Annotated in this window: 21 protein-coding genes and 1 pseudogene; 16 read left to right on the plus strand and 6 right to left on the minus strand. The window is 48.1% G+C overall.

The genetic code is table 11. The features are described 5' to 3' along the window. Positions 1 to 141: 141 nt before the first annotated feature. The 3 genes and pseudogenes from AC6R03_RS08130 to AC6R03_RS08140 all read left to right on the plus strand — a co-directional run bounded on the left by AC6R03_RS08130 (position 142) and on the right by AC6R03_RS08140 (position 2,868). A complete protein-coding gene (locus AC6R03_RS08130; RefSeq protein ID WP_500629638.1) occupies positions 142 to 1,032 on the plus strand; it encodes an AraC family transcriptional regulator in 891 nt (296 codons plus the stop codon). A 239-nt stretch (positions 1,033 to 1,271) separates the two neighbouring features. Next, positions 1,272 to 1,862 (plus strand): annotated as a pseudogene (locus AC6R03_RS08135) (fibrobacter succinogenes major paralogous domain-containing protein). A gap of 76 nt (positions 1,863 to 1,938) precedes the next feature. Continuing rightward, positions 1,939 to 2,868 (plus strand): SDR family NAD(P)-dependent oxidoreductase, encoded by a 930-nt coding sequence (locus AC6R03_RS08140; RefSeq protein WP_500630852.1) that lies wholly within the window; start codon positions 1,939 to 1,941, stop codon positions 2,866 to 2,868. 229 nt (positions 2,869 to 3,097) lie between these two features. Here the strand turns inward: AC6R03_RS08140 and AC6R03_RS08145 are convergent, their stop codons facing one another. Next, entirely contained in the window at positions 3,098 to 3,769 is a 672-nt protein-coding gene (locus tag AC6R03_RS08145; RefSeq protein ID WP_500630851.1) for a type 1 glutamine amidotransferase domain-containing protein, read from the minus strand. A 118-nt stretch (positions 3,770 to 3,887) separates the two neighbouring features. On the opposite strand from AC6R03_RS08145, the gene AC6R03_RS08150 reads away from it, so the two are divergent. Together AC6R03_RS08150 and AC6R03_RS08155 are read left to right on the plus strand one after the other, a co-directional pair. Continuing rightward, on the plus strand, positions 3,888 to 4,772 hold the full coding sequence (locus tag AC6R03_RS08150; RefSeq protein ID WP_500625512.1) for a LysR family transcriptional regulator: 885 nt from the start codon (positions 3,888 to 3,890) through the stop codon (positions 4,770 to 4,772). Positions 4,773 to 4,940: 168 nt separating this feature from the next. Then, complete coding sequence (locus tag AC6R03_RS08155) at positions 4,941 to 5,285, plus strand: YajD family HNH nuclease (RefSeq protein ID WP_500630850.1); 345 nt, start codon at positions 4,941 to 4,943, stop codon at positions 5,283 to 5,285. A gap of 14 nt (positions 5,286 to 5,299) precedes the next feature. On the opposite strand, the gene AC6R03_RS08160 is transcribed toward AC6R03_RS08155, so the two are convergent. Continuing rightward, complete coding sequence (locus tag AC6R03_RS08160; RefSeq protein ID WP_500630849.1) at positions 5,300 to 6,448, minus strand: helix-turn-helix transcriptional regulator; 1,149 nt, start codon at positions 6,446 to 6,448, stop codon at positions 5,300 to 5,302. A 204-nt stretch (positions 6,449 to 6,652) separates the two neighbouring features. On the opposite strand from AC6R03_RS08160, the gene AC6R03_RS08165 reads away from it, so the two are divergent. The 8 genes from AC6R03_RS08165 (at position 6,653) to choV (ending at position 15,993) form a co-directional block, all read left to right on the plus strand. Beyond that, on the plus strand, positions 6,653 to 7,867 hold the full coding sequence (locus AC6R03_RS08165; RefSeq protein WP_500630848.1) for an Lcl C-terminal domain-containing protein: 1,215 nt from the start codon (positions 6,653 to 6,655) through the stop codon (positions 7,865 to 7,867). A 309-nt stretch (positions 7,868 to 8,176) separates the two neighbouring features. Beyond that, positions 8,177 to 8,575: a response regulator transcription factor gene (locus AC6R03_RS08170; RefSeq protein WP_500630847.1), complete on the plus strand. Its 399-nt coding sequence runs from the start codon at positions 8,177 to 8,179 to the stop codon at positions 8,573 to 8,575. A gap of 510 nt (positions 8,576 to 9,085) precedes the next feature. Next, positions 9,086 to 9,682 (plus strand): transcriptional regulator BetI, encoded by a 597-nt coding sequence (gene betI, locus AC6R03_RS08175; RefSeq protein WP_487903301.1) that lies wholly within the window; start codon positions 9,086 to 9,088, stop codon positions 9,680 to 9,682. A gap of 17 nt (positions 9,683 to 9,699) precedes the next feature. Continuing rightward, the gene (betB, locus tag AC6R03_RS08180; RefSeq protein WP_500630846.1) at positions 9,700 to 11,160 is read left to right on the plus strand and encodes a betaine-aldehyde dehydrogenase; all 1,461 of its coding nucleotides are present in this window, start codon (positions 9,700 to 9,702) and stop codon (positions 11,158 to 11,160) included. A gap of 13 nt (positions 11,161 to 11,173) precedes the next feature. Continuing rightward, complete coding sequence (gene betA, locus AC6R03_RS08185; RefSeq protein ID WP_500630845.1) at positions 11,174 to 12,871, plus strand: choline dehydrogenase; 1,698 nt, start codon at positions 11,174 to 11,176, stop codon at positions 12,869 to 12,871. Positions 12,872 to 12,976: 105 nt separating this feature from the next. Next, positions 12,977 to 13,915 carry a choline ABC transporter substrate-binding protein gene (locus AC6R03_RS08190; protein ID WP_500630844.1) on the plus strand — a complete coding sequence of 313 codons (939 nt, stop codon included), beginning with the start codon at positions 12,977 to 12,979 and terminating at the stop codon, positions 13,913 to 13,915. Between the two features lie 45 nt (positions 13,916 to 13,960). After that, on the plus strand, positions 13,961 to 14,803 hold the full coding sequence (gene choW, locus AC6R03_RS08195) for a choline ABC transporter permease subunit (protein WP_334553378.1): 843 nt from the start codon (positions 13,961 to 13,963) through the stop codon (positions 14,801 to 14,803). Positions 14,804 to 14,805: 2 nt separating this feature from the next. After that, positions 14,806 to 15,993 carry a choline ABC transporter ATP-binding protein gene (choV, locus tag AC6R03_RS08200; protein ID WP_500630843.1) on the plus strand — a complete coding sequence of 396 codons (1,188 nt, stop codon included), beginning with the start codon at positions 14,806 to 14,808 and terminating at the stop codon, positions 15,991 to 15,993. Between the two features lie 79 nt (positions 15,994 to 16,072). Here choV and AC6R03_RS08205 read toward each other — a convergent pair whose 3' ends face one another. After that, entirely contained in the window at positions 16,073 to 16,321 is a 249-nt protein-coding gene (locus AC6R03_RS08205) for a hypothetical protein (protein WP_334553381.1), read from the minus strand. Positions 16,322 to 16,507: 186 nt separating this feature from the next. Between AC6R03_RS08205 and AC6R03_RS08210 the strand changes: the two genes are divergently transcribed. Together AC6R03_RS08210 and AC6R03_RS08215 are read left to right on the plus strand one after the other, a co-directional pair. Further along, positions 16,508 to 17,134, plus strand: a complete 627-nt coding sequence (locus AC6R03_RS08210; RefSeq protein WP_500630842.1) for a DsbA family protein — start codon at positions 16,508 to 16,510, stop codon at positions 17,132 to 17,134. Further along, positions 17,131 to 17,604 (plus strand): GNAT family N-acetyltransferase, encoded by a 474-nt coding sequence (locus tag AC6R03_RS08215; protein WP_500630841.1) that lies wholly within the window; start codon positions 17,131 to 17,133, stop codon positions 17,602 to 17,604. Before AC6R03_RS08210 ends, AC6R03_RS08215 begins: the two co-directional genes overlap by 4 nt. A gap of 98 nt (positions 17,605 to 17,702) precedes the next feature. On the opposite strand, the gene AC6R03_RS08220 is transcribed toward AC6R03_RS08215, so the two are convergent. From AC6R03_RS08220 to AC6R03_RS08230, 3 genes are all read right to left on the minus strand, one after another. Beyond that, positions 17,703 to 20,459, minus strand: coding sequence for a cation-translocating P-type ATPase (locus AC6R03_RS08220; RefSeq protein ID WP_500630840.1), 2,757 nt, complete (start codon positions 20,457 to 20,459; stop codon positions 17,703 to 17,705). 497 nt (positions 20,460 to 20,956) lie between these two features. Next, positions 20,957 to 21,394 (minus strand): heparin lyase I family protein, encoded by a 438-nt coding sequence (locus AC6R03_RS08225; RefSeq protein WP_500630839.1) that lies wholly within the window; start codon positions 21,392 to 21,394, stop codon positions 20,957 to 20,959. Between the two features lie 12 nt (positions 21,395 to 21,406). Next, a complete protein-coding gene (locus AC6R03_RS08230) occupies positions 21,407 to 21,760 on the minus strand; it encodes a hypothetical protein (protein ID WP_500630838.1) in 354 nt (117 codons plus the stop codon). A gap of 492 nt (positions 21,761 to 22,252) precedes the next feature. On the opposite strand from AC6R03_RS08230, the gene AC6R03_RS08235 reads away from it, so the two are divergent. Then, positions 22,253 to 22,867 (plus strand): hypothetical protein, encoded by a 615-nt coding sequence (locus AC6R03_RS08235; protein ID WP_500630837.1) that lies wholly within the window; start codon positions 22,253 to 22,255, stop codon positions 22,865 to 22,867. Positions 22,868 to 22,943: the final 76 nt, after the last annotated feature.

The raw sequence follows: 22,943 nt of genomic DNA on the forward strand, positions 1-22,943 counted from the left end.
TAGTTACTTCTATTTGCAAGCTGCGATCGGAGCGAGTATCGTCAATAATAGTTAACTATATCTCTCAAAAGGTTTGCTCAAATAGGTCAAATACTCTTTAAAAAATGCCTATTTGTATCACCACGGCGATTGAGGCACAAAATGAAACAGAGAATTAAACAAATAGTAGAGAGCCGGATTGTTGAAGATGGCATGGTCGAAACGGGCATCAAAGGTGTTAGTTTGTTTCGAGTGACGCACTCGATACCCTGTGCACCTGCGGTATATGAACCGACGGTGATTGTTATTTTGAGTGGTAAGAAAGAAGCGATTCTCGACGGCGATCATTACGTATATGACAGCAGTCAATATATGTGCTGTACAGTCTCACTACCCGTCGAAGCGGGGACACCTGAAGCCTCTCCAGAAGAGCCTTTGCTAGGCGTTTATATTTCTCTAGATACCAAGGTTATGACTGAACTGGTGATTGAAATGGAGAGTGCCGTCAGCGCGATAAAACGACCAAAAAGTGGCTCGCAACCACCTAGTATGTCACTGGCTAATTGGGATGATACCTTTTCTGATGCGCTACTTAGGTTACTTCAATTGGGCGACAGTAGTATCGATACCGCTATCTTGGGTGAAAGCCGTCTGCGGGAATTCTACTACGCAGTGCTGAAAGGCGATGCTGGTATTTCTGCAAGAAGAGCGTTTGGAATTGGAAACGAAATCGCGAAGGCGATCGAGTACCTGTCACTGAACCTGAGTAAGAACGTCACTATTGATGAACTCGCTTCTATCGTTTGCATGAGTCGTGCAGTTTTCCATCGTAAATTCAAACAAGCAACTCGTATGTCCCCTATCCAATTTATGAAGTCTATGCGCTTAAACAAAGCCGCTATGAAGATAGCAGGAGGGATGGGCGTTAACGAGGCTGCAATGGCGGTAGGGTATGTGAGCTCTTCTCAATTCAGCCGTGAGTTTAAACGTATGTATGGCCAATCGCCTAAGCAATGGAGTCAAGCCAAGGGCATGATTGAGAATATTGCGTAGTTAGCTAATTATTAGATAGTTTAAAATGCCTATTTGATACAAATAGGCATTTTTTAAAGAGCAATTCGCCTATTTCCTGTTCTGGGTGATAGATATAGTAATTCCACTGCGTCAGTGAAAGGTGACTTGCCGTGAAAAAAATTATTCTATCTATAGGAGTCAGTATGGCACTTGCTACTACAACCTTTGCTAAGGACATCAATGAGGATCTTTACCAACTGGAAAATACGGTTCATGACATGGAAGGTAATGTCTATCGAACGGTGACCATCGGTGATCAGGTCTGGTTAGCTGAAGGGCTGAGAAGTACCAAGTTCCAAGATGGTTCGGCTGTTAGCTCTGGCGTCATTCCAAAAGATGATGAAGCTAACTTGTTGAAATATGGTCGACTATACAACTGGCATGATGTCGCTGATGAGAGAAACTTATGTCCTGAGGGTTGGAGAGTTGCGACAGATGAGGACTGAAAAAAGCTTGAGCGAAGCATTGGCATGCCTGAAGAGGAAGTTCACCAAGAAGGTTGGCGAGGCGGTGACCAACAGCTTGGCTTACAGCTAAAAGAGGCACAAGCTGACGGGCCATTTAAAAAGGTGGATCAGTCTTTAGTCAACAAACATAACTTCTTTGCCAGACCTGCTGGTGTTAAATGGAATGGCTTTTACATCACAGAGGGAGCTTATACCGAGTTTTGGACTGCCGATAGCGCATCTGACGCTAAAGGTATCATTCGCACATTGGCTTACTCTTGGTGGAATGCGCACAAAGGCGAAATTCGTCGTGCGACCAGCTCAAAAGATTATATGTTCAGTGTTCGCTGCGTAAAAATTTAAATTTGATCCAGAAGTTTTCTTCACTATATCAATAGCGCTTTCATTGTAGTTCTTCTATTTCTACTCGGTACTCGATATGACATATTCTTCAATTTTAATTACCGGCGCAAACTCTGGACTTGGGTTTGAGGCTGCTAAACAGTTTGCTCAAAGAAAAGGTATTTCAAAAATTATTTTGGCATGCCGAAGTGAAGAGCGAGCGGAACAAGCGCTTCAGCAGTTGGAAAAACTCACAGGCAAGAACATTTTCGAAACATTGATTGTAGATGTAAGTGATTTAGAGTCCTGTCGAAAAGCAGCTGAAAATCTTGATACCCAAGTCGATGGCATTGTACTAAATGCTGGTGGTGCAGGCGGTTCTGAGCCTACAAAACTTACAAAAGATGGTGTTATTTTTACCTTCGCAGTTAATGTATTAGGGAATATCCATTTAGCGGAACGTTTAATGAATAACGGGAAGTTAAACACTAGGGGATCGGTCGTGTATGTCGCCAGCTTTGCAGCAAGAGGAGCGCCTGAGATTGGCGTCGCGAAACCGCCGATTGCAGAAGGCTCGATAGAAGAGTGGGTATCGGTTGTAAATGGAGAAAAATTTGCCCAAAACAAGGCCTATACTGACCACTATGGTTCGGTAAAACTTATGGGTGCCCTATGGACCATGAGCATGGCACGCAAACATTCGAACTTTAGGTTTGTCACTGTTGATCCAGGAGTGGCAGCGGGTACATCGGGGGCAGATGCTTTCCCTTGGTATCAAAAATGGGCAACCAATGCCACAATGAGAGTTTTGCAGTTCTTTGGTAAAGCACATTCTGTTGAAGTGGGTGCCAAACGTTATGTGGACGTGATGCTAAATACAGAGGATTTTGAGACTGGTATTTGGTGGGGCAGTGAAAAAGGGTTAACGGGAAAATTAGCCAACCAAGCAATACATTGGTCGGAAATTATTGGTCAAGAGTCAGTCCAAGATAATGCAAATACCGTTATTCATGAGTTTATAAAGTAGAAGTTTTAGTGTGAAATTATTCAGAGAACTCAAACAAATTGAAGCTATTGGATTAAAAATCAATAGCTTCAACTGACGGGTTAGTGAGTCCCAAGTCCCAGAAAAACAGAGCAACCGCTAAGTCACTCATATTACCGTCGAACACTACACGCTTCGGGTGGCTAAATTAAAACTAAGCGCCCCCGAAGCGGCTCGATTCAATTGAGCTGTTGATGGTTTGATTGGTTAATTAGGCCAATAAATCCACAATGGCTTTGCCAACAGCGTGCGCGCTAGTTGGATTTTGCCCTGTGATAAGACGGTCATCGACAATCACAAACTCTTGCCATGGCTGGACTTTAGAGTAGCGTGCTGCACTGCGTGCGAGAGACTCTTCAAGAAGAAAAGGAATGTCGTTGATTGTACCGAAGTCAACTTCTTCTTCGCGAGTAAACCCTGTCACGGATTTAGAGGCGATGAGCTTCTCGCCGTTGCTGAGTGTGATTGGCAGAAGAGCACCAGGACCATGACATACTGCCGCAATAATACCGCCGTTTTCATAGTGTGTTGCGGAGATATTTGCGAATTCTTCATTGCTTGCTAGGTCTGAAAGAAGGCCAAAGCCTCCAGGGTAGAAGATCGCATCATAGTGTTCTCCGTTCACTTGTGATACAGGGATCGTGTTATTGATGCGGTTTTGGAAATCATCATTCGCTAAGATTTTCGCGTTGACCACATCACCTTCTATATCGGTACCGTACAGTGGCGCCTGACCACCTTTGATTGAAGCAATATCGTACCCAAAGCCAGCTTCAAGCAGTTGGTCAAGCGCATGAGTAAGCTCTGGCGCGTAAGTTCCGTTCGCTTGCTCGGTATCACCGAGTGTCGCGTGGTTTGTCACAATAATTAGTACTTTTTTCATGCTGCTTTCCTCAAATGATTTGCGTCTCTTTGTTCAACACCCTCATACTATTTGCTATTCAAATGAGTGATAATACACTGGTTTGACAAAACATTATTGCTAAATAGCAAAGGTAACTATGGATAGCTTTGAGGGTATCAACGAATTTGTTACGGTCGCGGAGAGCTTAGGGTTTTCTTCTGCAGCAAAACAATTAGGTTGCAGTACGAGTCACGTTAGCCGCCAAGTGACGAAATTAGAGGAACGACTGGGTGTGGCGTTGTTAGCTCGTTCAACACGGATGGTGAGCTTAACTGAGGCCGGTCGAGCGTATTACCAGCAATGCAAAGAGCTAGTGATTGGGCTACAACAAGCGAACGAACAGCTTACGACACAGCAAACTCAGTTAAGTGGTACGTTGCGCGTTAGTGCCGCTGGCGCATTTTCTGAAAACTATGTCGCTCCTGCTCTGATGGAATTCGCGAAACTGCATCCGAATCTCACCGTAGAAATTAACTTCAACACCCGTATGGTCAATTTTATTGAAGATGGTTTTGACTTTGCCATCCGTTATGGACGGTTGAGTGATTCGGGTTTGGTCGCGAGAAAACTCGTTGATCGACCCATGGCAGCAGCAGCCAGCCAGCACTATATTGATGAACATGGTCTGCCTATTCATCCAGAGCAGCTAAAGCAGCATAGCTGCATCATTGCCAATAAGGATGTCTGGTTGTTTGAAAAGGATGGAAAGCCCTTAGATGGCGTCAAAGTTCAGGGGAGATGGAAAAGCAACAATGTCCACACTGTTTTACAGGCTTGCAGCGAAGGATTAGGCATCGCGTATCTACCCAAAAGCAGTTTTAACGATGCACTTTCATCCGGTCGATTAGTCCCTATTCTGGAGCCTTATTGGGGAAGTGGTAACAGTAGCTGGATTGTTTATCAGAATCGTCACTTCCTGCCATTGAGAGCAAGGTTAGCGATCGATTATCTTCTTGAGCGATTTTCAAAATGGCAAGAGTGAGAAACTCGCTACAAATGTGAGCAATCCAATCATCGATTAGATAATCTCTACATTTAAATGCAAAGTGGATAATTGGTGGGTTTGAGAAGCACGATCAAGCTTAAATCACGGTCTCATCAGTGTTCGCGTGATACCATCAACACGTTTATTTTCCACAGAGACACACGCATGTCATCAGATTACTACGGAACCAGCGCAGGTTATGCGCGCAAAGAAGCGGGCTATCGTGAAAAAGCGCTGAAACTTTATCCTTGGGTATGCGGCCGTTGTGCCCGAGAGTTTGTTTACTCCAATCTTCGTGAACTCACCGTGCACCACAAAGATCACGACCACACTAACAACCCGGAAGATGGCAGCAATTGGGAGCTGCTTTGTCTCTACTGCCACGACCATGAGCACAGCAAATACCTAGAGCACGATCGCTATGGCAGCGAAATCAAGCCAGGTGAAGATGATCACCAAAGCGCGACTTACAACCCTTTTGCCGAACTGGCGAAGATGATGAAAAAATGACAAGGCGCTCGCCATTACAAGGCAAAATCATCGTTTTTCTTTCTATATGCGGAGGGTGTCATACCTGTGCATTGTTTGAAAATGCTGTTGAACGATGATTTTGATTTGAAACCGCAGTTAAGCGCGATATCCAATAAGGTGAATCGGCGAGTATGCGGGTCTTGTAGCTGACGCTTTACTTCATCCACCCTCCATTCATTGATGAATTGAAAAAAATTCTTATTCAATCCATTGTTTAAAAGTGACGATACTTCTCGCCTCGGCATCCCAAGTGAGTGAGAAAGTTGATATATCGTCAGGTCCGGATTTAAGTAGAGCTTTTCCGTTGCCATTAGTAAATTGAGCTTTTGCAGATCTTCTGGGGCGTATGTTGGGGCGTTGACATCATCACCAACAGATGAGGTTTGTCTTTCATCTTGTTGCTCCCAACCCAAAGTTTGGTGTAACGGAGGTTGTTCTACTCCAAAGACGCACAACACGATAATAAAGGTTAGGTATGAGAGCAGATGAGCGTCCATCGGAGCAAGCAACGAGGTATCACCTGACTCATTGATAGTATTGAGCAAGACCAAAAAAGCAAACAGTGAGGGGATGACGTAAATCCAAATCAAACTGATCGTCGACCCTTGCTGGGAGAAATAAGTGGATAAATTTCTATTATGTTTGCGAAGTATGCGAATGGTCCAAGCCGAATAGATCATAAAGATGATCAGATTGCATTGACCAAAAAACGCCAAAATCCCCTCGATGACATCCGGTGTTGCGCTGATGAAGTTCAGTTTATCCAACAAGCTGGAACTTGACCCAGGTAGAACAACGGCGTCTGGCTGATAGAGCGTGAATAGTGCGTAGAAGAGCAGGAAAGGGAGCATGTGAAATGCGTACTTGTACGATGGCCAATACTCTTTGCTGATTAGCTGTTGTGTATAGATGAGCATGATTGGACCATGCAATAAGTTTAATGCTGGATTAAGCCACGGAGCCATTAAGTGTGGACCGTGATCGTTTATCAAATCCAGCATGTGGCTAGTAAATGGAGCGAGTAAGACAAATAACCAGATCGTAATAATCACATATCCACGATGGAATTGAGGTTGCCTCAGCATCTTGAGGACGGTAAATGCCGAGAGAGTCAGTGCAATGACCCCGAGGTTCCATGTCATATTGAATTCTATCACTCTCACTTTTCCTCGTTGACAACAAAGGTTTTTGTTTCGGCAAGCTGTCCGTTATTTCTTCGTGCATATCATATTGGAAAAATATAAAAAGTTCTAAAAATGGCGTCCAAACTTATGTTTTGGGACGATCGAGTTTGGGCTTGAGGGAATACTGTGGCTTATCAACTCAATACTAATTAGGTGATTTAGATGTTAAAGGTTCTTAGTAAAGCAGTGCTTGTAGGATTGATGACGGCGACAGCATTCCCGCTTCTCGCCCAAGACGATTTCCCCAAGTTACCAGATACAGGGCAAACGGGTCATTTTGATACTAACGGAAAACCATTGGCTGCTTCGAGTGACAGTTTGTATTTAGGCCAAGATGCGTCTTATGAAGGCGTGCCCTTGCGATATCAAGACAATGGTGATGGTACGGTGACCGATTTGAATACCGGGTTAATGTGGCAACAAGATCACGACACAACGAGAAGAAACCTAGCTGACTCAGCAGCGGTCGTGGAATCAATGACCCTCGGCGGCTATGATGATTGGCGCCTTCCTACCATAAAAGAACTTTATTCTCTCGCCAACTTCGATGGTGAATTAATGAAGCCCGAGAGCGGTGCAGTTAGCCAACCTTATATCGATACCGAATACTTCGATTTTGAATACGATAAGCGTTTGCCTTTTGCCGGTGCATTTTGGTCTAGCACCGTGTATAACAAAGGGGCAGTACAAAGTTTCACCACTCATGGAGGGCTGCAGGGTGGCTTCGGCTTTAATTTTGCCGATGGACATATCAAATCCTATGAAACAGGGTTGTTTTTTGATGGGTCAGAAATTCAGGACTCCGATAATATGTTTGTACCAGGTAACTACGTACGCGCAGTTCGTGGCACAACAACTCTCTATGAAATGGATTACGTTGATAATCAAGATGGTACCGTTACAGATCGTTCGACTGGCTTGATGTGGGCGAAAAGTGACAGTGGCGAAAGGATGAACTGGGTTGACGCACTGGAGTACGCCGAAAACGCCACTTTGGCAGGGTATAGTGATTGGCGTTTACCTAACGCAAAAGAGCTTCAGTCTCTGGTTGACTATGATAAGAAAGATCTACCCGCGATCAACACGACTTATTTTGATGTGACATCAACTCAGTTTGAGTCAAGCAATGATTCGTACTATTTTTGGACGAATACCACTCAAGGTGACTTTAAACACACGGCGGTCTACGTTTCTTTTGCGCAGGCATGGAGTAAGAAAAATTCTGATTCTACTCAATACTACGATTGGCATGGCGCCGGCGCACAACGTAGTGATCCCAAAAGCGGTATACCTGCCGACTATGAGCTTGCTTCTGAGATGGCCACGGATTACATCTCAATTGATAATTGGGTTCGCTTGGTGAGAGACGTGCATTAATTTAATGTCGATGACTAACTAAGAATTACGGGCTGAGATCATCTTGCGTAGCTAATACAGGTTGCGCTCATTTTACAGCATTATGATTGCAGCCCTTTTGCCCCCTAGACTCACAAGACACGCCATTTCCACGCTGGCTCTCCCTCGTGCTTAGCGAGTTATTCTCTCTGTTCACTATCACAAATGTATATCAGCCCTTTCTAAAATAAAGGCTGATATATCAGTACGATCGATGATTAACTAAAGCATCATCACGGTAATTGTTGACTATACTTTCGTTTAGATAGCTTTCTCAAAGGCGAAGTGTTTGTGACCAAATCCATTCTGATTGTTGATGATCAGCCCATTATCCGCACCATGTTAGCGTCCACGCTTAATGCGTTGGGGCGCTTTGATATTCATGAGGCAGGGAATGGGGCGCAAGCGTATGACGTAGTGGCTGGGGCGCATATCGATCTTATCTTTTGTGACATTAATATGCCCGATTCGGATGGCCTCTACTTACTGAAAAAGTTGAGTAATGAACGATTTCGCGGCGACATCGTCATCATTAGTGGTGAAGACGATGCGTTGATTCGCTCTACGCGCACGCTCACCGAAAGCTACCATCAGCGTATTTTAGGCGTATCTTCCAAGCCCATCACGGCTGCGATGATTCGTCACTACCTGCATCGTAAACCGGGCTGTGATGTGCACAATCAACTGTAATGACCAACAATACCGATAAACACAGTTTTGTCGAGTGCCTCAAATTGGGCGCGGTGGATTACATCGTCAAACCGACTAATGCGGAAACCTTGCTCAAAAAGCTGTTGGCGGTGGTATAGCGCCTTAGCCCAACACAGCACATTGTTGCCACAAGCCAAGTTTAGTGTTGTGCACTTTGTTTAGTGGGCTAATCAACAATATTTCGTATACGTGATTTTTATCTCTTGCTGCTCTTGCGTGTAAATCGCACTCATTGGTCTCCTCTCACTTTTAAGTGGCGTAATTGATGCTGCTATTACTTCATATCTATAACTTTCAGTTATTTGAAGGCGATCATTGTCGCTAAAATGTAGCAATTTTGTGTCGTTTTTGCGGTTTTCTTCTCACCCGTTTTCGCCTCTCAATCAGGATTGATTCTTTACGTTAATGAAAAATCATTTGAGTTCGAACTAATTTTCAGGCATTTTATATTTAACTGAGCGTTCAATAAAAAATAAATGGAGCCGTTTGATGCCGAAAGTTGGGATGCCGCAAATTCGAAAACCGCAATTGGTGCAGGCCACCATGACGGTGATTGACCGCGTAGGACTACACGCGGCGAGTATCTCGCTGATCAGCAAAGAAGCGGGTGTGTCGACGGGCATCATCAACCACTATTTCGGCGGTAAACATGGCCTGTTAGAGGAGACGATGCGTGAGATTTTGCGTCAGCTCTCAACCACCATCACCGAGAAACTCAAGGTGTTGCCAAAAGACGCCCACGTTGAACGCATCAACGCCATCATTGATGGCAACTTTGTCGGTTATCAAGCAGAGAATAAGGTGGCCAAAACCTGGCTGGCTTTCTGGTCATACTCAATGCACGACGCTCAGCTCAAACGTCTTCAGCAAGTCAATGAGAAGCGCTTGCTCTCTCATCTGAAGATCGAACTCAAGGCGCTGTTCTCTGCCGAACAGGTGGAGGTGGTCGCGCACGGTATCGCTGCGTTGATCGATGGTATTTGGATTCGCGGGACGCTCAACCCGCAAGGCATAGACGCCGATATGGCGCGCCAAATCATCAACGATTATCTCGATAAACAACTCACGTTTTACTCACAAAAATAATTTAAGTCAGACTTTACATGGATATGAAATCACTATTTATCGACGGTAAAGCCCACCAGGCAGCGTCTGGTGAAACATTTACCACCTACAACCCGGCAACGGGTGAACCTTTGGCGACCATAGGTCAAGCCAGCGAAGCCGATCTCGCGCTTGCGATTGAATCGGCGAAGAAAGGCTTTGCTGTTTGGTCAGCGATGAGTGCCATTGAGCGCAGCCGCATTTTGCTCAAAGCGGTGGCGCTGCTGCGTGAGCGCAATGATGAACTCGCCGCACTCGAAGTGTCGGATACGGGTAAACCTTTGCAAGAAGCGTTGGAAGTGGACATCGTCACCGGCGCAGACGTGATCGAATACTTTGCCGGGCTTGCTCCTGCGCTTCAAGGTGAGCAGCAGCCGCTGAGTGAATCACAGTTCTTCTACACACGTCGCGAGCCGCTGGGCATTTGCGCAGGGATTGGCGCGTGGAACTACCCGATTCAGATCGCGATGTGGAAATCCGCTCCAGCACTCGCCGCAGGGAATGCGATGATTTTCAAACCGTCGGAAGAGACACCACTGACCGCGCTGAAACTGGCTGAGATATTCACTGAAGCAGGGCTGCCTGATGGCGTCTTTAACGTCTTGCAAGGGGATCATCGCGTTGGTCAAATGCTGACCGCACATCCTGATATCGCCAAGGTGTCGTTTACTGGTGAGTCGGGTACGGGCAAGAAAGTGATGGCAGACAGTGCGCGTACGCTAAAACACGTCACCATGGAACTTGGTGGTAAGTCACCGCTGATCATTTTTGATGATGCCGAGCTTGACGATGCGGTGTCGGCGGCGATGGTGGCGAACTTTTATACCCAAGGCGAAGTGTGTACCCACGGCACTCGTGTGTTTGTGCATGAGTCATTATACCCCTCATTTATAGAACAACTTAAAGCGCGAACCGAGAAACTGGTGGTTGGCGATCCTATGGATAAGGCGACCCAGATTGGCGCGCTTATTTCTAAAGAGCATCAACAAAAAGTGCTCGCAGCGATTGAAAGCGCCAAGCAGAGCGGCGCGACCTTATTGACTGGCGGTGAAGCGGTGAAAGATGGCGCGCTAGCAAGCGGCAATTTTGTTCAGCCAACAGTGTTTATTGATTGCGATGATGATATGCCTCATGTGCAGCAGGAAATCTTCGGCCCTGTCATGTCCGTGCTCACCTTTAGCGATGAAGACGAGGTGATCGCACGGGCGAACAATACCGACTACGGCTTGGCAGCGGGTGTCTTTACTCAAAACCTGTCTCGAGCGCATCGAGTGATTCATCAGATGCAAGCAGGTATTTGCTGGGTCAACACTTGGGGCGATTCCCCGGCAGAAATGCCAGTGGGCGGCTACAAGCATTCTGGTCTTGGTCGTGAAAATGGCCCAGAAACCCTGCGCCACTATACCCAAACCAAGAGTATTTTGGTGGAACTTGGCGGCTACGAAAGCCCATACGCGTAACGGGAGGCAGACAATGACAACTCGTTACGACTACATCATTGTGGGCGCCGGTTCAGCGGGCTGTGTACTGGCGGACAGATTGACCGAAAGCGGTGAGCACCAAGTGCTGCTGCTTGAGGCCGGGGGCAGCGATAAGAGCATTTTTATCCAGATGCCAACGGCGCTCTCTTACCCCATGAACAGTGAAAAATACGCATGGCAATTTGAAACGACGCCTGAGCAAGGCTTAGATGGCCGACAACTGCACTGCCCAAGGGGCAAAGTGTTGGGTGGTAGCTCATCCATCAATGGCATGGTGTATGTGCGCGGTCACGCCTGTGACTTTGACCAGTGGCAGGAACACGGCGCCGAGGGTTGGAACTACCAAGCCTGTCTGCCTTATTTCCGCCGAGCGGAATCTTGGCAGGGCGGCGCAGATGCCTACCGAGGCGGCGATGGGCCGCTTGGCACCTGTGGTGGCAACAATATGGAACTCAATCCGCTATACCGCGCCTTTATTGATGCTGGCGTGGAAGCGGGCTATCCCGAAACCGACGATTACAATGGCTATCAGCAAGAAGGTTTTGGTGCGATGGACATGACGGTAGACAAAGGGGTTCGCGCTTCTACGTCTAACGCCTACCTAAAGCGTGCCCGTAAGCGTTCAAACTTGACTCTGATTAAAGGCGTCGTTGCGCGCAAAGTGCTGCTCGATAACGGCCGTGCGATTGGCGTGGAGTATGAAAAGTCGGGTCAGATAACACAAGCAATGGCGAGCGTCGAAGTGATCGCCAGCGCCGGTTCCATTGGCTCGGTGCAACTGCTGCAACTGTCCGGTATTGGGCCTAAAGCGGTGCTTGAGGCGGCGGGTGTCGAGGTCAAACATGATCTACCGGGCGTGGGTGCAAACCTGCAAGACCACTTAGAGGTCTACTTCCAATATCACTGCACCCAGCCGATTACGCTTAACAGCAAACTTGGCTTAGTCAGTAAGGGCATGATCGGCGCTGAGTGGATCCTGACGCGCAAAGGTTTAGGGGCCACCAACCATTTTGAGTCGTGCGCCTTTATTCGTTCACGTGAAGGGTTGAAGTGGCCCAATATTCAATATCACTTTTTGCCTGCGGCGATGCGCTACGACGGACGAGCGGCGTTTGATGGCCACGGTTTCCAAGTGCATGTTGGCCCCAATAAGCCTGAAAGTCGTGGCCGCGTGGCGATCACGTCGGCGAATCCGCACGATAAGCCGCAGATTGAGTTCAACTACATCTCGACTGAGCAAGACAAGCAAGACTGGCGAGATTGCATTCGCCTGACACGAGAGATTCTCAACCAGCCAGCGATGGATGCGTTTCGCGGTGAAGAGATTCAACCCGGCAGCGACGTCACCAGTGATGAGGCGATTGATGAGTGGGTGAAACAGAACGTAGAGAGTGCGTACCACCCGTCGTGCAGCTGCAAAATGGGCGCAGACGATGACCCGATGGCGGTATTGGATGAAAGCTGTCGAGTTCGTGGCGTGGAGAGTTTGCGTGTTGTGGACTCATCCATCTTCCCGACCATTCCTAATGGCAACCTCAACGCGCCCACCATCATGGTGGCTGAGCGTGCAGCGGATATGATTCTGGGCAAGCCTCTGCTTGAGCCAGACAACCAACCTGTGTGGGTTGCACCGAAATGGCAAGAAAAACAGCGAATTCATGCGCCCAAACGTGCGCACATCATCAAGTAAAGCGAAGGAAATACTCGCAAAAAGCGAGCACGGACCGGCACGTTGCGGCCGGTCAACATAATAAGCAGTTAGTAAAAACAGAAAGTTAGTAAAAAGGAAATCAACATGTCTATGATGACGAAAACCTTCTCAACACTCGCTCTGTCGAGTTTAGCGATCAATGCGTATGCCAACCAGTGTGAAACCGTGCGTTTCGCCGATGTCGGTTGGACGGACATTACCGCGACCACCGCAGTCACGTCTGAAGTACTGAAAGGTCTGGGTTACCAAACTAAGACGGATCTGCTCTCCGTGCCCGTCACTTACTCTTCGATGGCAAACGGTGATATCGATATCTTCCTTGGCAACTGGATGCCAACGATGGAGGGAGATATCGCTAAATACCGTGAGGCTGGCACAGTGGAAACCGTACGTGCCAATCTAGAGGGTGCGAAGTACACGCTAGCAGTACCGAAATACGTCTATGAAGCGGGGGTGAAAGACTTCGCTGATATCGCGAAAAACGCCGACAAATTCCGCGACCGCATTTATGGCATTGAGCCAGGAAATGACGGCAACCGCCTAATCCAATCCATGATAGATAGCGATGCATTTGGCCTGAAAGCGTTCAGCCTAGTTGAATCAAGCGAGGCCGGCATGGTGTCTCAAGTGGCACGCGCTGTACGCCGCAATCAGTGGATTGTCTACCTTGGCTGGGCACCGCACCCAATGAACAGCAATATTGAGATGGAATACCTCGCGGGCGGCGATGACTTCTTTGGCCCGAACTACGGCGGTGCGAACGTGTACACCAACGTGCGAGCGAACTACTTGTCTGAATGTGGCAACGTTGGCCAACTGCTGAAAAACCTTGAGTTTAGCCTTGAGATGGAAAACCAGTTGATGGAAGCCATCTTGAATCAAAATGTTAAACCTTCAATTGCGGCTCAGCAGTGGCTAAAAGCCAACCCAGAGCAGGTTGAAAAGTGGCTAGAAGGCGTGAAGACCATCAACGGTAAAGACGCGGCTTCAGCGGTGAAAAACTACATTGATTCAAAAGCGTAATTCAAATGGGTGGGCACTGCCCACCCGCAACATCAAGGTTATATTGTGAATTTTATTACTGACAACAAAATCCCATTGGGTGAGTGGATGGAAGCAGGGGTTGATTGGCTAACATTTAACGCTGCTGGGCTGTTTGATGCGATTTCTCTCTTTCTTGAAACCATTATTCTGTTTGTTGTAGACATTTTTAAATGGATGCCACCTGCGATGCCGATCTTAATGACGGCGGCCATTGCTTGGTATCTGCATCGTAGTCTTCCGCTGGTGTTATTCATTATTGGCGCGTTGCTGACGATTCTCAATCTTGGCTACTGGCAAGAGATGCTAGAAACCTTTGTTTTAGTCTTTGCTGCGACAACGATTTCTGTATTAATTGGCGTGCCTCTGGGCATTATGGCGGCGCACCGTCGTTGGCTCTACACCCTGCTCAGACCGATTCTCGACTTAATGCAAACCGTACCCACGTTTGTTTATTTAATCCCCACGCTGGTTCTGTTTGGCTTGGGTATTGTCCCGGGGCTGATTTCAACCATCATCTTCGCCATTGCTGCGCCGATTCGTTTGACTTACCTCGGCATCACTAAAGTACCGGAAGAGCTGGTCGAAGCCGGTAAAGCGTTTGGTGCCACGCGCATGAAACTGCTGTTTAAAGTGGAACTGCCTGCGGCCATGCCAAGCATTATGGCGGGCGTGACTCAGTGCATTATGTTGTCTTTGTCGATGGTGGTGATTGCCGCGCTGGTGGGAGCGGACGGCCTAGGAAAACCCGTAGTGCGTGCTCTCAACACGGTGAACATTTCGCAAGGTTTTGAAGCCGGACTTGCCATCGTATTGGTCGCTATCATCCTTGATCGACTGTGTAAATCACCGAACCAGAAGGAAGCCTAATCATGAAAGCGATTACGATTAACAATCTTGATGTGGTGTTTGGTGACAAACCACAACTGGCCCTCGATTTACTCGACAAAGGATTATCACGCCAAGAGATCATTGACCAAACCTCGCAAGTGGTGGGGGTCGATAATGTCTCTTTGTCGGTCGATGAAGGCGAAATTTGTGTCTTGATGGGCCTCTCTGGCTCGGGCAAATCCAGCCTGCTTCGCGCGGTCAATGGGCTTAATACGATCTCTCGTGGCTCATTAACCATCAAAGATGGTGATTCACAAGTGGATCTCGCTAACTGTGATGAACAGACACTGCGCCATTTGCGCACGCACCGTGTCTCTATGGTGTTTCAAAAGTTCGCCCTTATGCCTTGGCTCAGCGTATTGGACAACGTCGCCTTTGGTCTTGAGTTGCAAGGGCAAGGAAAAGCTGAGCGAAGAGCCAAAGCGCGTGAACAGCTCGAGATGGTAGGCTTAGCTGAGTGGGAAGATAAGTTCCCACATGAGCTCTCAGGCGGGATGCAGCAACGTGTCGGTCTTGCGCGCGCCTTTGCGATGGACAGTGATATTTTACTGATGGATGAGCCGTTTTCCGCGCTCGACCCACTGATCCGTGCTCAGTTGCAAGATGAACTGCTTTTGTTGCAGAAGAAACTGAATAAAACCATCTTGTTTGTCAGTCACGATCTCGATGAAGCACTTAAAATCGGCAACAATATTGCGATTATGGAATCAGGCAAGCTGATCCAGCACGGCAAACCAGAAGCAATCATTCTGACGCCAGAGAACGACTACGTACGAGATTTTGTTGCGCACACCAATCCTCTTAATGTATTGAAAGGGCGCTCCTTGATGCAGCCGGTGGAAGAGTTGAAGCACAACGCCAACCAATGGCAAGTGTGCGGCAGTGACGCGCTGTGGGTGAGTCAACAAGGAGAGCGCCTCGAACTCGCGCCTGACTCCTCGCTCTCTTTGCTGTATTGGGATGCCAGCAAGGGGGATTTCGACGCCGTGAATGCCTCGACCGTGGTGGTCACCAGCCCGGACATTGGGATGCGTGAAGCGATTGAACTGAAACAGCGCAGCGGGCAGCCTATCTTATTGATGGAAGAGGGGCGCTTAGTGGGCGTGTTGAACGACAGTGAGTTTTATGACGCGTTGCTAGGCAACTACAACGCGCCGAAAGCAGCGTAGTGAAACCCTTGCATCGTTAGCGTTCATCTCAATCTGAACGCCATCAAAAAGGGCTGACGTATCGTCAGCCCTTTTCGGTTTAGTGTTTACGGCCAGTGCCGCTTCTGACTAACTCTTGACCATTTTGGAACACATCTTCCGTGACCCAGCGGCCCAGAATCAATTGATGATTGTCATCGAGCACTGCGACAAATCGGCGACCGTCTGCGTTGCTGGTCGCAAGGGCGATACCGGCGACACCCTGTAGGCCAAGCGTGCCGTTTTCAACGGCGATCAAAAAGGCTTCAAGTTCTTCTAGGCTGGCGATAATTGTGTCGTCATTAATCATATTGGTTATCTCTTGGTCTATCTTGTTGACATCTGTGCGGCATTACACGCATAGCCGCCACTCTATCACTGCCGCTTAGGCTGTGACAAACAAATCACCCTCTTGGCCAACATACAGGATACCTTTTAGGCATTCATCACTGAGGCTGATACACTGAAGGTGAATATGGATTTCAGGAACCTTCAGATGCAAAGCGCGCCCATTCTCTATTATGTTTACGATCCGATGTGCTCATGGTGTTGGGGCTATCAACCCGTATGGCAGCAAGTCAAACAGCAACTCTCAGGTACGGTTAGCGTGCAGTACGTGGTTGGCGGTTTAGCACCAGACAGTGATGAGCCGATGCCAATGGCGATGCGAGAGCAAATTGCCTCCTACTGGCGCAAAATAGAAAACTTGCTCGGCACGCCATTTAACTACGATTTTTGGACCAGCAACACGCCAAGGCGCTCAACGTACCCCGCATGTCGCGCTGCGTTGGCGGCGCGCAAGCAAGACGCTGAACTGGTGATGATCAACGCGATTCAACGCGCCTATTATCTTGAGGCGAAAAATCCCAGTGATGATGAGGTGTTACTTGCACTCGCCAGCCAGGCTGGGCTGGATATGACGCGCTTTGAAGAGGACTATCGCAGTGCGCAGCTCAACCAGTCTTTGCTGGATGAGATTCGTTTTTCTCGCCAGATTGGCGCGAATGGGTTCCCATCTTTGGTACTACGCATTGAGGATCACGTCTATCCCATCGCCGTGGATTATCGCGACGCACACAATACAGTTACCCTCGTGCGCTCGGTGTTGGAGGGGCAATCATGATTCGTATTGAGCCGCTCAGTGAACGGACGATTGAGGGCGTAAGAGGGGTCACGCTACCCCAAGCGCAAGTGAAGTTTGCGGGGACCGCCGAGGAATTTCTCTCCGATCATTGCTCAACCACGCATCGGCATGTGATTTTGGCCGGTGATAACGTGGTCGGCTTTTTCAAACTCGATATCGCCTATCGTCGCCGCTACGACTTTTGTCCCGATCACGCAATGGGGCTCAGAGCGTTTGCCATCGACGCCGCTCATCAAGGTAAAGGGTATGGCAAAGCAGCGATTCGCGCATTGATGCCGTATCTCGTCGCCAACTATCCGCAGTTTGAGACGATTTACCTCACGGTCAACTGCAAAAATCCCGGCGCGCAAGCCTGCTACCTCAAAAGCGGCTTTGTCGATACTGGCAAGATCTATTTAGGTGGTTCTGCTGGCCCGCAACACATCATGAGAGCGACTATTCATGCTTAAGTCGTTGGTATAAAAAGGGATAAGTACCAGAAAAAACGGCTCGACCGTGTCTGAATTTCTCTAGACAGGGTCGAGCCGTTTGAGTGGCGGCGCAGGGCTTAGACGAGTTTGGTCTTCGTCACTTCTTTAATCGCCGACAGAATCAAGGTAGGCAGAGAGGCGGCCATGATGACACCAAATAGGTGACCACCTTGCAAGGCTTCAGTGCTGAAGATCAGCTGACCAATACCGGTATAGATGACGCTAAGCGACAGCGTGGCTGAGATAGCAACGGCGCCAAGCAGCGACTTGTTGGTCAATGGGTTCTTACGGAACAAGGTCGTGAATGAGCGCGAGTCAAACAGGTGCCACAGCTGAGCAAACACCAGCATCGCAAAGGCCATAGTTTGTGCGTAGTTTGCACTAAAACCATTGTCTAGCGCCCAGTTAAACGCTAAGTAGCTCATTGCGCCAAGGGCCAAGCCACGGGTGACAATGCGAGTGCCTAAGTGGTCGCTGAAGAAGCTCTCGTTACGCTTGCGAGGTTTGCGTTCCATCAAATCTTTTTCTTCTGGATCAACACCCAGAGCCAGTGCCGGTAGGCCATCTGAAACCAAGTTAATCCACAAGATCATCAATGGCGTGAGCGGCAAAATCGCCTCTGGTCCCATCATCAAGAAAGCAAATAGGATCACCGATACTTCACCGACGTTCGCCGTCAGAGCTTGGCGAATGAACTTGCGTAGGTTATCGAAGATTTGGCGACCTTGACGAACCGCTTTCACTATGGTGCTGAAGTTGTCATCCAGCAGAATCAAATCACCGGAATCTTTGGCGACCGAGGTACCCGTGATACCCATCGCAACACCGATGTCAGCACGGCGCAAGGCTGGAGCGTCATTGACGCCATCACCTGTCATCGCAGCAACTTCATTGTTGAACTGCTGAGCTTGAACGATGCGCAGTTTGTGCTCAGGCGTCACGCGAGCAAACACGGCCACTTGTGGGCATATACGGCGCAATTCGTCATCGTCCATCGCATCGAGCTCGGCACCGGTGACGACGCGGTCTTTCTCGCTGCGAATAATGCCGATCTCACGTGCAATTGCGGCGGCGGTCAATGCGTGGTCGCCGGTGATCATCACAGTGCGAACGCCCGCATCGAAACAGCTGTCTACCGCAGCGCGTACTTCAGGGCGCGGTGGATCCATGATGCCGTAAAGACCTAGCAGAATGACCTCTTGCTCAAGCTCGCTGTGATCGCGTTTGAGATCGTCATCGCTTAACTCTTTGTAACCGACCGCCAAGGTGCGCAGCGCTTGGTGGGCAAAATCTTGAATCGCCGCTTCGTAATCACTCACGATGCGATCCGCAATATCGTTGTTAAGGGCAACGTTACCCACTGTCTGGCTGACTGGTAACTTAGACACATATTGACCATCCACCATAAAACCGGCGGAGTGGTTCAATACCACATCGGGTGCGCCTTTAATGGCGAGGAAGTGCTTACCTTCAGGGCCTCGAACAATCACAGAAGCCATTTTGCGCGCTGAATCAAACGGGAACTTTTCAACAATAGAGTAACCGCCCGTGCTCAGCATTTCAGATTGCTCTAGGCCTGCTTTGGCGGCTGCGACGATCAAAGCGCCTTCGGTTGGGTTACCGCGTACTTTGGATTGGTCGCCATCTTTGAGGTATTCCGCATCGTTACACAGAGTCGCGACGACTAAGCCTTTCATCATTTCTGGGCTTTGCTTGGCATCAATGTGGTGACCGAGCGGTTTGAATTCACCCTCTGGGCTAAAACCTTTACCACTCACTTCCCAGTAGCGGCCGCTCACATCGTAAGCTTTCATCACCTGCATTTGGTTTTGAGTCAGCGTGCCGGTTTTGTCTGAACAGATCACGGTAGTCGAGCCCAGCGTTTCAATCGCAGAAAGCTGTTTAGCCAGTGCGTTGTTCTTCACCATTCGCGTGGAGCCCATGGTCAATACAATCGAGATAACCGTTGGCAGACCTTCTGGAATTGCTGCGACCGAGAGCGAAATACCGGTGTTAAGAATTTCAAGCCACGGCATACCGTGATAAAGACCAATACCACACACCACAGCCACGACGGCGAGCGCCGCGACCATCAAGATTTTTGCGATGGTATCCATGCGCTCTTGCATTGGCGTTTTGGTCTCTTCGGTGTTCGCCATCATATCGGCGATGTGGCCCACTTCGGTTTTCATACCCGTGTTGACCACAATACCTAAGCCAGTACCTGACGTGACGATGGTGGTCATAAAGCCCATGTTGCGCTGATCGCCAAGACCAACCGTGGCATCATCGATCACCTCGACTTTCTTATCGACAGGTTCCGATTCACCTGTGAGCGCCGCTTCATCAATCGACAAGCGGTTGGCTTCGATAATGCGCACATCGGCGGCAAGAATGTCACCGGTGCTGATTTTTAGGATATCTCCCGGCACGATCTCTTTGGCCGGAATATCCATCCACTGGCCGTCACGTTTTACTTGCGCGGTAGGCGCCGCCATCTCGCGTAGGGCTTCCATCCCTTTTTGCGCTTTGAACTCTTGCCAAAATGCGATGATGGCATTGATGAAGATGATCACCGTGATCGCAATGGCGTCGACGAGGTGTCCGGTAAAAAAGGACACTATCGCGCCAATACCGAGGATAAAGATTAGAGGGTTTTTGAACTGGTGAAGGAAAAGCTCTAGCGCGGATTTGCCGGCTTGCTCTTGCAGTTCATTTTTACCGTATTGTGATTGTCGGTTCGCGACGTCTTGCGCTGTTAAGCCTTGCTCAATGGAGGTTTCAAGCACCTCTTTTGTAGCGTCAACCGACTCAGTAAACCACTTTTTAGTCATCGTTTGCTCCGTTTGGATTCAGTCGATATCAGTAAAATCACCAACTGATAGAAAAAATCGCTGAATCTGAAAATCAAGATCTCTGCAAAAGCATGTTCCTTGGGGGAAGGTTAAAGTCATATTGAATGACAATTATCTAGTGCAGAGATAAATAACCTACTAAAAAGTGGATGGGCTTGTAATTATCTTTCAAAAGGCAAACAGGTGGAGTAGAGCACTTCTATGATGCAGGTCAGGTCAAGTGAGATCGGCTGAGGGAAAGGTGCAGTTTAGTGTAAGCAAGTATAAATAAGACATGAGTTTAACGGAAATTTGGCTTCCAAATTTCCGAATTGTGAAAGTAACTTTCACAATGGCACGGTTTCCAATGCGTGCAGTTGCGTCGAAACCATGCTCAAGATTGAGCATGGTTTAACGCGTAGGAGCAACGACTAATGATAGAAAAGTCGGTTTGAGCGCCATTTTAGTAGATAAGGATCGTAGATTTGGAATATGGCTTATTCCAAATCCGTGTTGGATTCCTCAATCAAGGCTCGTGAGTAGTCATTCAACAGCAGAGCAAAGGTGTTGACGCTGTGGTCGCGGTAAATGCCCGCTTTAAAATAGGGGCCGAGACAATCGACATAACTGGTTGGCCCGCGGTGGTTCACGACGCGTTCCTCATCGATAGTAATGGCAAGGTAGCCGTCAGAGTTAGGCGTCCACTTCACCTTGACATCAAACTGATACCAGCGATTCTTCTCGATAGGCGCGCTGAGGTAGTGCTGAGTTCTCGTCATGCCGTGTTTGTTGTCGGTGTTCACCGCCAGCTGACTGGTTTGAGAGCGAATCAAAAAGCGGTCATTACGCAGTTCAATCCCAAGGTTGGGGCTACGGCTGATTTCATTCAAATGACGATCTGGCGTGGCATGCCACTGAACAATTAAAGCGCGCACATCATCGTACTGTCATTGGTCCGTTATCAGCACTTTAAATCGATAGTGTATTGGCTGATTGAACGGTGCTTTATAGCGCTCGTACACTTCCGTGCGATAGGCGTACCCAGAGCGCGTACGAAATTGATCGCCGTCTCGTAATTCTAATCGCAGTACATTATTGCTTGAGTCCATCGGATCTTGAACTATCATCGCAGAGTGCGGGTAGCCAAAATGGCTTCCCCAACCCCGTAAATCATCAAACGGACTGTGCCATTGATGCGCTGTGTCATCGGGTTTGATATCAGGGCGACTCAAGTGAGTGACCGATTGCTCAGCACACGCCATCAACAGTGGCGCCAGAAGAATGGGTAAAAGTAACTTCATGATAAACGCAGACCTGCCACCACTGAAAAAGAGGTCAATACCGATGAGATGGTTCGAGAAGTATATCGTTGAAATCGCCTACGCGTCTGTGCCCTGTGCCATTGTTGGGACACTGGCGCTTAATTTGCTGTAGGGCGATGGATGGGGTCCTCGTTTTGGTTGGGAGGGGGTATTGCTGATCAGCGCATGTTTTGTGTTGATAGCTTTTCGCATGGAAGTGCCTGATCCTTGCTAGAGTAATTAATTTCTAGAATCAACTGTCTAGTCATTGTCCTAGTTTAACTTATTCTTCTTGCGTAGTTATTGGGTTACAAGAATACGTAAAGGGATAAAAAAACGGGCAATTCGCCTAGATGGAGCTTGACTTGTTCACCATTGCTATGTGGGGCGCTAGCAAGTCTGCGGTATTTTCTATTCATCAAACAAGTGCTGTATAATTATGACATTAATTGATTCAGGCTAAGGTCTAAGCTATCAGTTTGAGGGGTTAATTTGTCTGACAAGATCATTTGGATTTGTTGTTTCGCATTAGTTGTGGTCGGGGTTATCTTTGGAATCAATATCGCGACCAGCCCAGAAGTAACTGCGGGAATCGCCAACTCTTTAGATATACTAGTAAGCTTAGCGACTATTTTTGCGGCTTTCATTGCCATATACACCCTAAATTCTTGGAAGAAGCAATTATGGCATGAGGCAAGGTTCAATGCGTTTAGTCGGCTAGAGGAAAGCACTCGTATCTGTTTTAGGCATTTGTCTCAGCACGACTCGCTTTACTTTTTGAAGTTTTTGACGGCTATGGTTGAGGGTAAGTCAAATACAAGATATGACAGTGAGATTGAGGACAGCATACGTCTTAGCGTAGAGGCTCATAGTGAGTATTCAGGTAATTTAGACTTTGCAATTTCGCTTCTGGAGTCTGATGATGAGCTCCCCGCCTTGCTTCGAGCTGAGAGCTTAAATATTTACCTGCAAGAGGCGATACAAAAAAGAGCCGATGAGTATGAAGATTCTGTTCAGAAATCGCGAGATATGACGGCTTACTCATCTCTGGATAGAGAAAGGCTTAGTCAAATGATGGCTGAGATTAGGAAGTTGCGGGATAAATAGATGAATAGCCATCGAGTAATTCGACATATATGAGCCATTATTTCCTCAAACTCAGCTTATTAAAAGTTGACAATTT

The sequence above is a fragment of the Vibrio sp. R10-SG-ISO4 genome (assembly GCF_059834135.1).

Excerpts from the sequence above, each read along its gene's own strand:
- AC6R03_RS08130 (WP_500629638.1), top strand. The coding sequence starts at position 142 with ATGAAACAGAGAATTAAACAAATAGTAGAGAGCCGGATTGTTGAAGAT.
- AC6R03_RS08140 (WP_500630852.1), top strand. The coding sequence starts at position 1,939 with ATGACATATTCTTCAATTTTAATTACCGGCGCAAACTCTGGACTTGGG.
- AC6R03_RS08145 (WP_500630851.1), bottom strand. The coding sequence starts at position 3,769 with ATGAAAAAAGTACTAATTATTGTGACAAACCACGCGACACTCGGTGAT.
- AC6R03_RS08150 (WP_500625512.1), top strand. The coding sequence starts at position 3,888 with ATGGATAGCTTTGAGGGTATCAACGAATTTGTTACGGTCGCGGAGAGC.
- AC6R03_RS08155 (WP_500630850.1), top strand. The coding sequence starts at position 4,941 with ATGTCATCAGATTACTACGGAACCAGCGCAGGTTATGCGCGCAAAGAA.
- AC6R03_RS08160 (WP_500630849.1), bottom strand. The coding sequence starts at position 6,448 with ATGACATGGAACCTCGGGGTCATTGCACTGACTCTCTCGGCATTTACC.
- AC6R03_RS08165 (WP_500630848.1), top strand. The coding sequence starts at position 6,653 with ATGTTAAAGGTTCTTAGTAAAGCAGTGCTTGTAGGATTGATGACGGCG.
- betI (WP_487903301.1), top strand. The coding sequence starts at position 9,086 with ATGCCGAAAGTTGGGATGCCGCAAATTCGAAAACCGCAATTGGTGCAG.
- betB (WP_500630846.1), top strand. The coding sequence starts at position 9,700 with ATGGATATGAAATCACTATTTATCGACGGTAAAGCCCACCAGGCAGCG.
- betA (WP_500630845.1), top strand. The coding sequence starts at position 11,174 with ATGACAACTCGTTACGACTACATCATTGTGGGCGCCGGTTCAGCGGGC.
- AC6R03_RS08190 (WP_500630844.1), top strand. The coding sequence starts at position 12,977 with ATGTCTATGATGACGAAAACCTTCTCAACACTCGCTCTGTCGAGTTTA.
- choV (WP_500630843.1), top strand. The coding sequence starts at position 14,806 with ATGAAAGCGATTACGATTAACAATCTTGATGTGGTGTTTGGTGACAAA.
- AC6R03_RS08205 (WP_334553381.1), bottom strand. The coding sequence starts at position 16,321 with ATGATTAATGACGACACAATTATCGCCAGCCTAGAAGAACTTGAAGCC.
- AC6R03_RS08210 (WP_500630842.1), top strand. The coding sequence starts at position 16,508 with ATGCAAAGCGCGCCCATTCTCTATTATGTTTACGATCCGATGTGCTCA.
- AC6R03_RS08215 (WP_500630841.1), top strand. The coding sequence starts at position 17,131 with ATGATTCGTATTGAGCCGCTCAGTGAACGGACGATTGAGGGCGTAAGA.
- AC6R03_RS08220 (WP_500630840.1), bottom strand. The coding sequence starts at position 20,459 with ATGACTAAAAAGTGGTTTACTGAGTCGGTTGACGCTACAAAAGAGGTG.
- AC6R03_RS08230 (WP_500630838.1), bottom strand. The coding sequence starts at position 21,760 with ATGAAGTTACTTTTACCCATTCTTCTGGCGCCACTGTTGATGGCGTGT.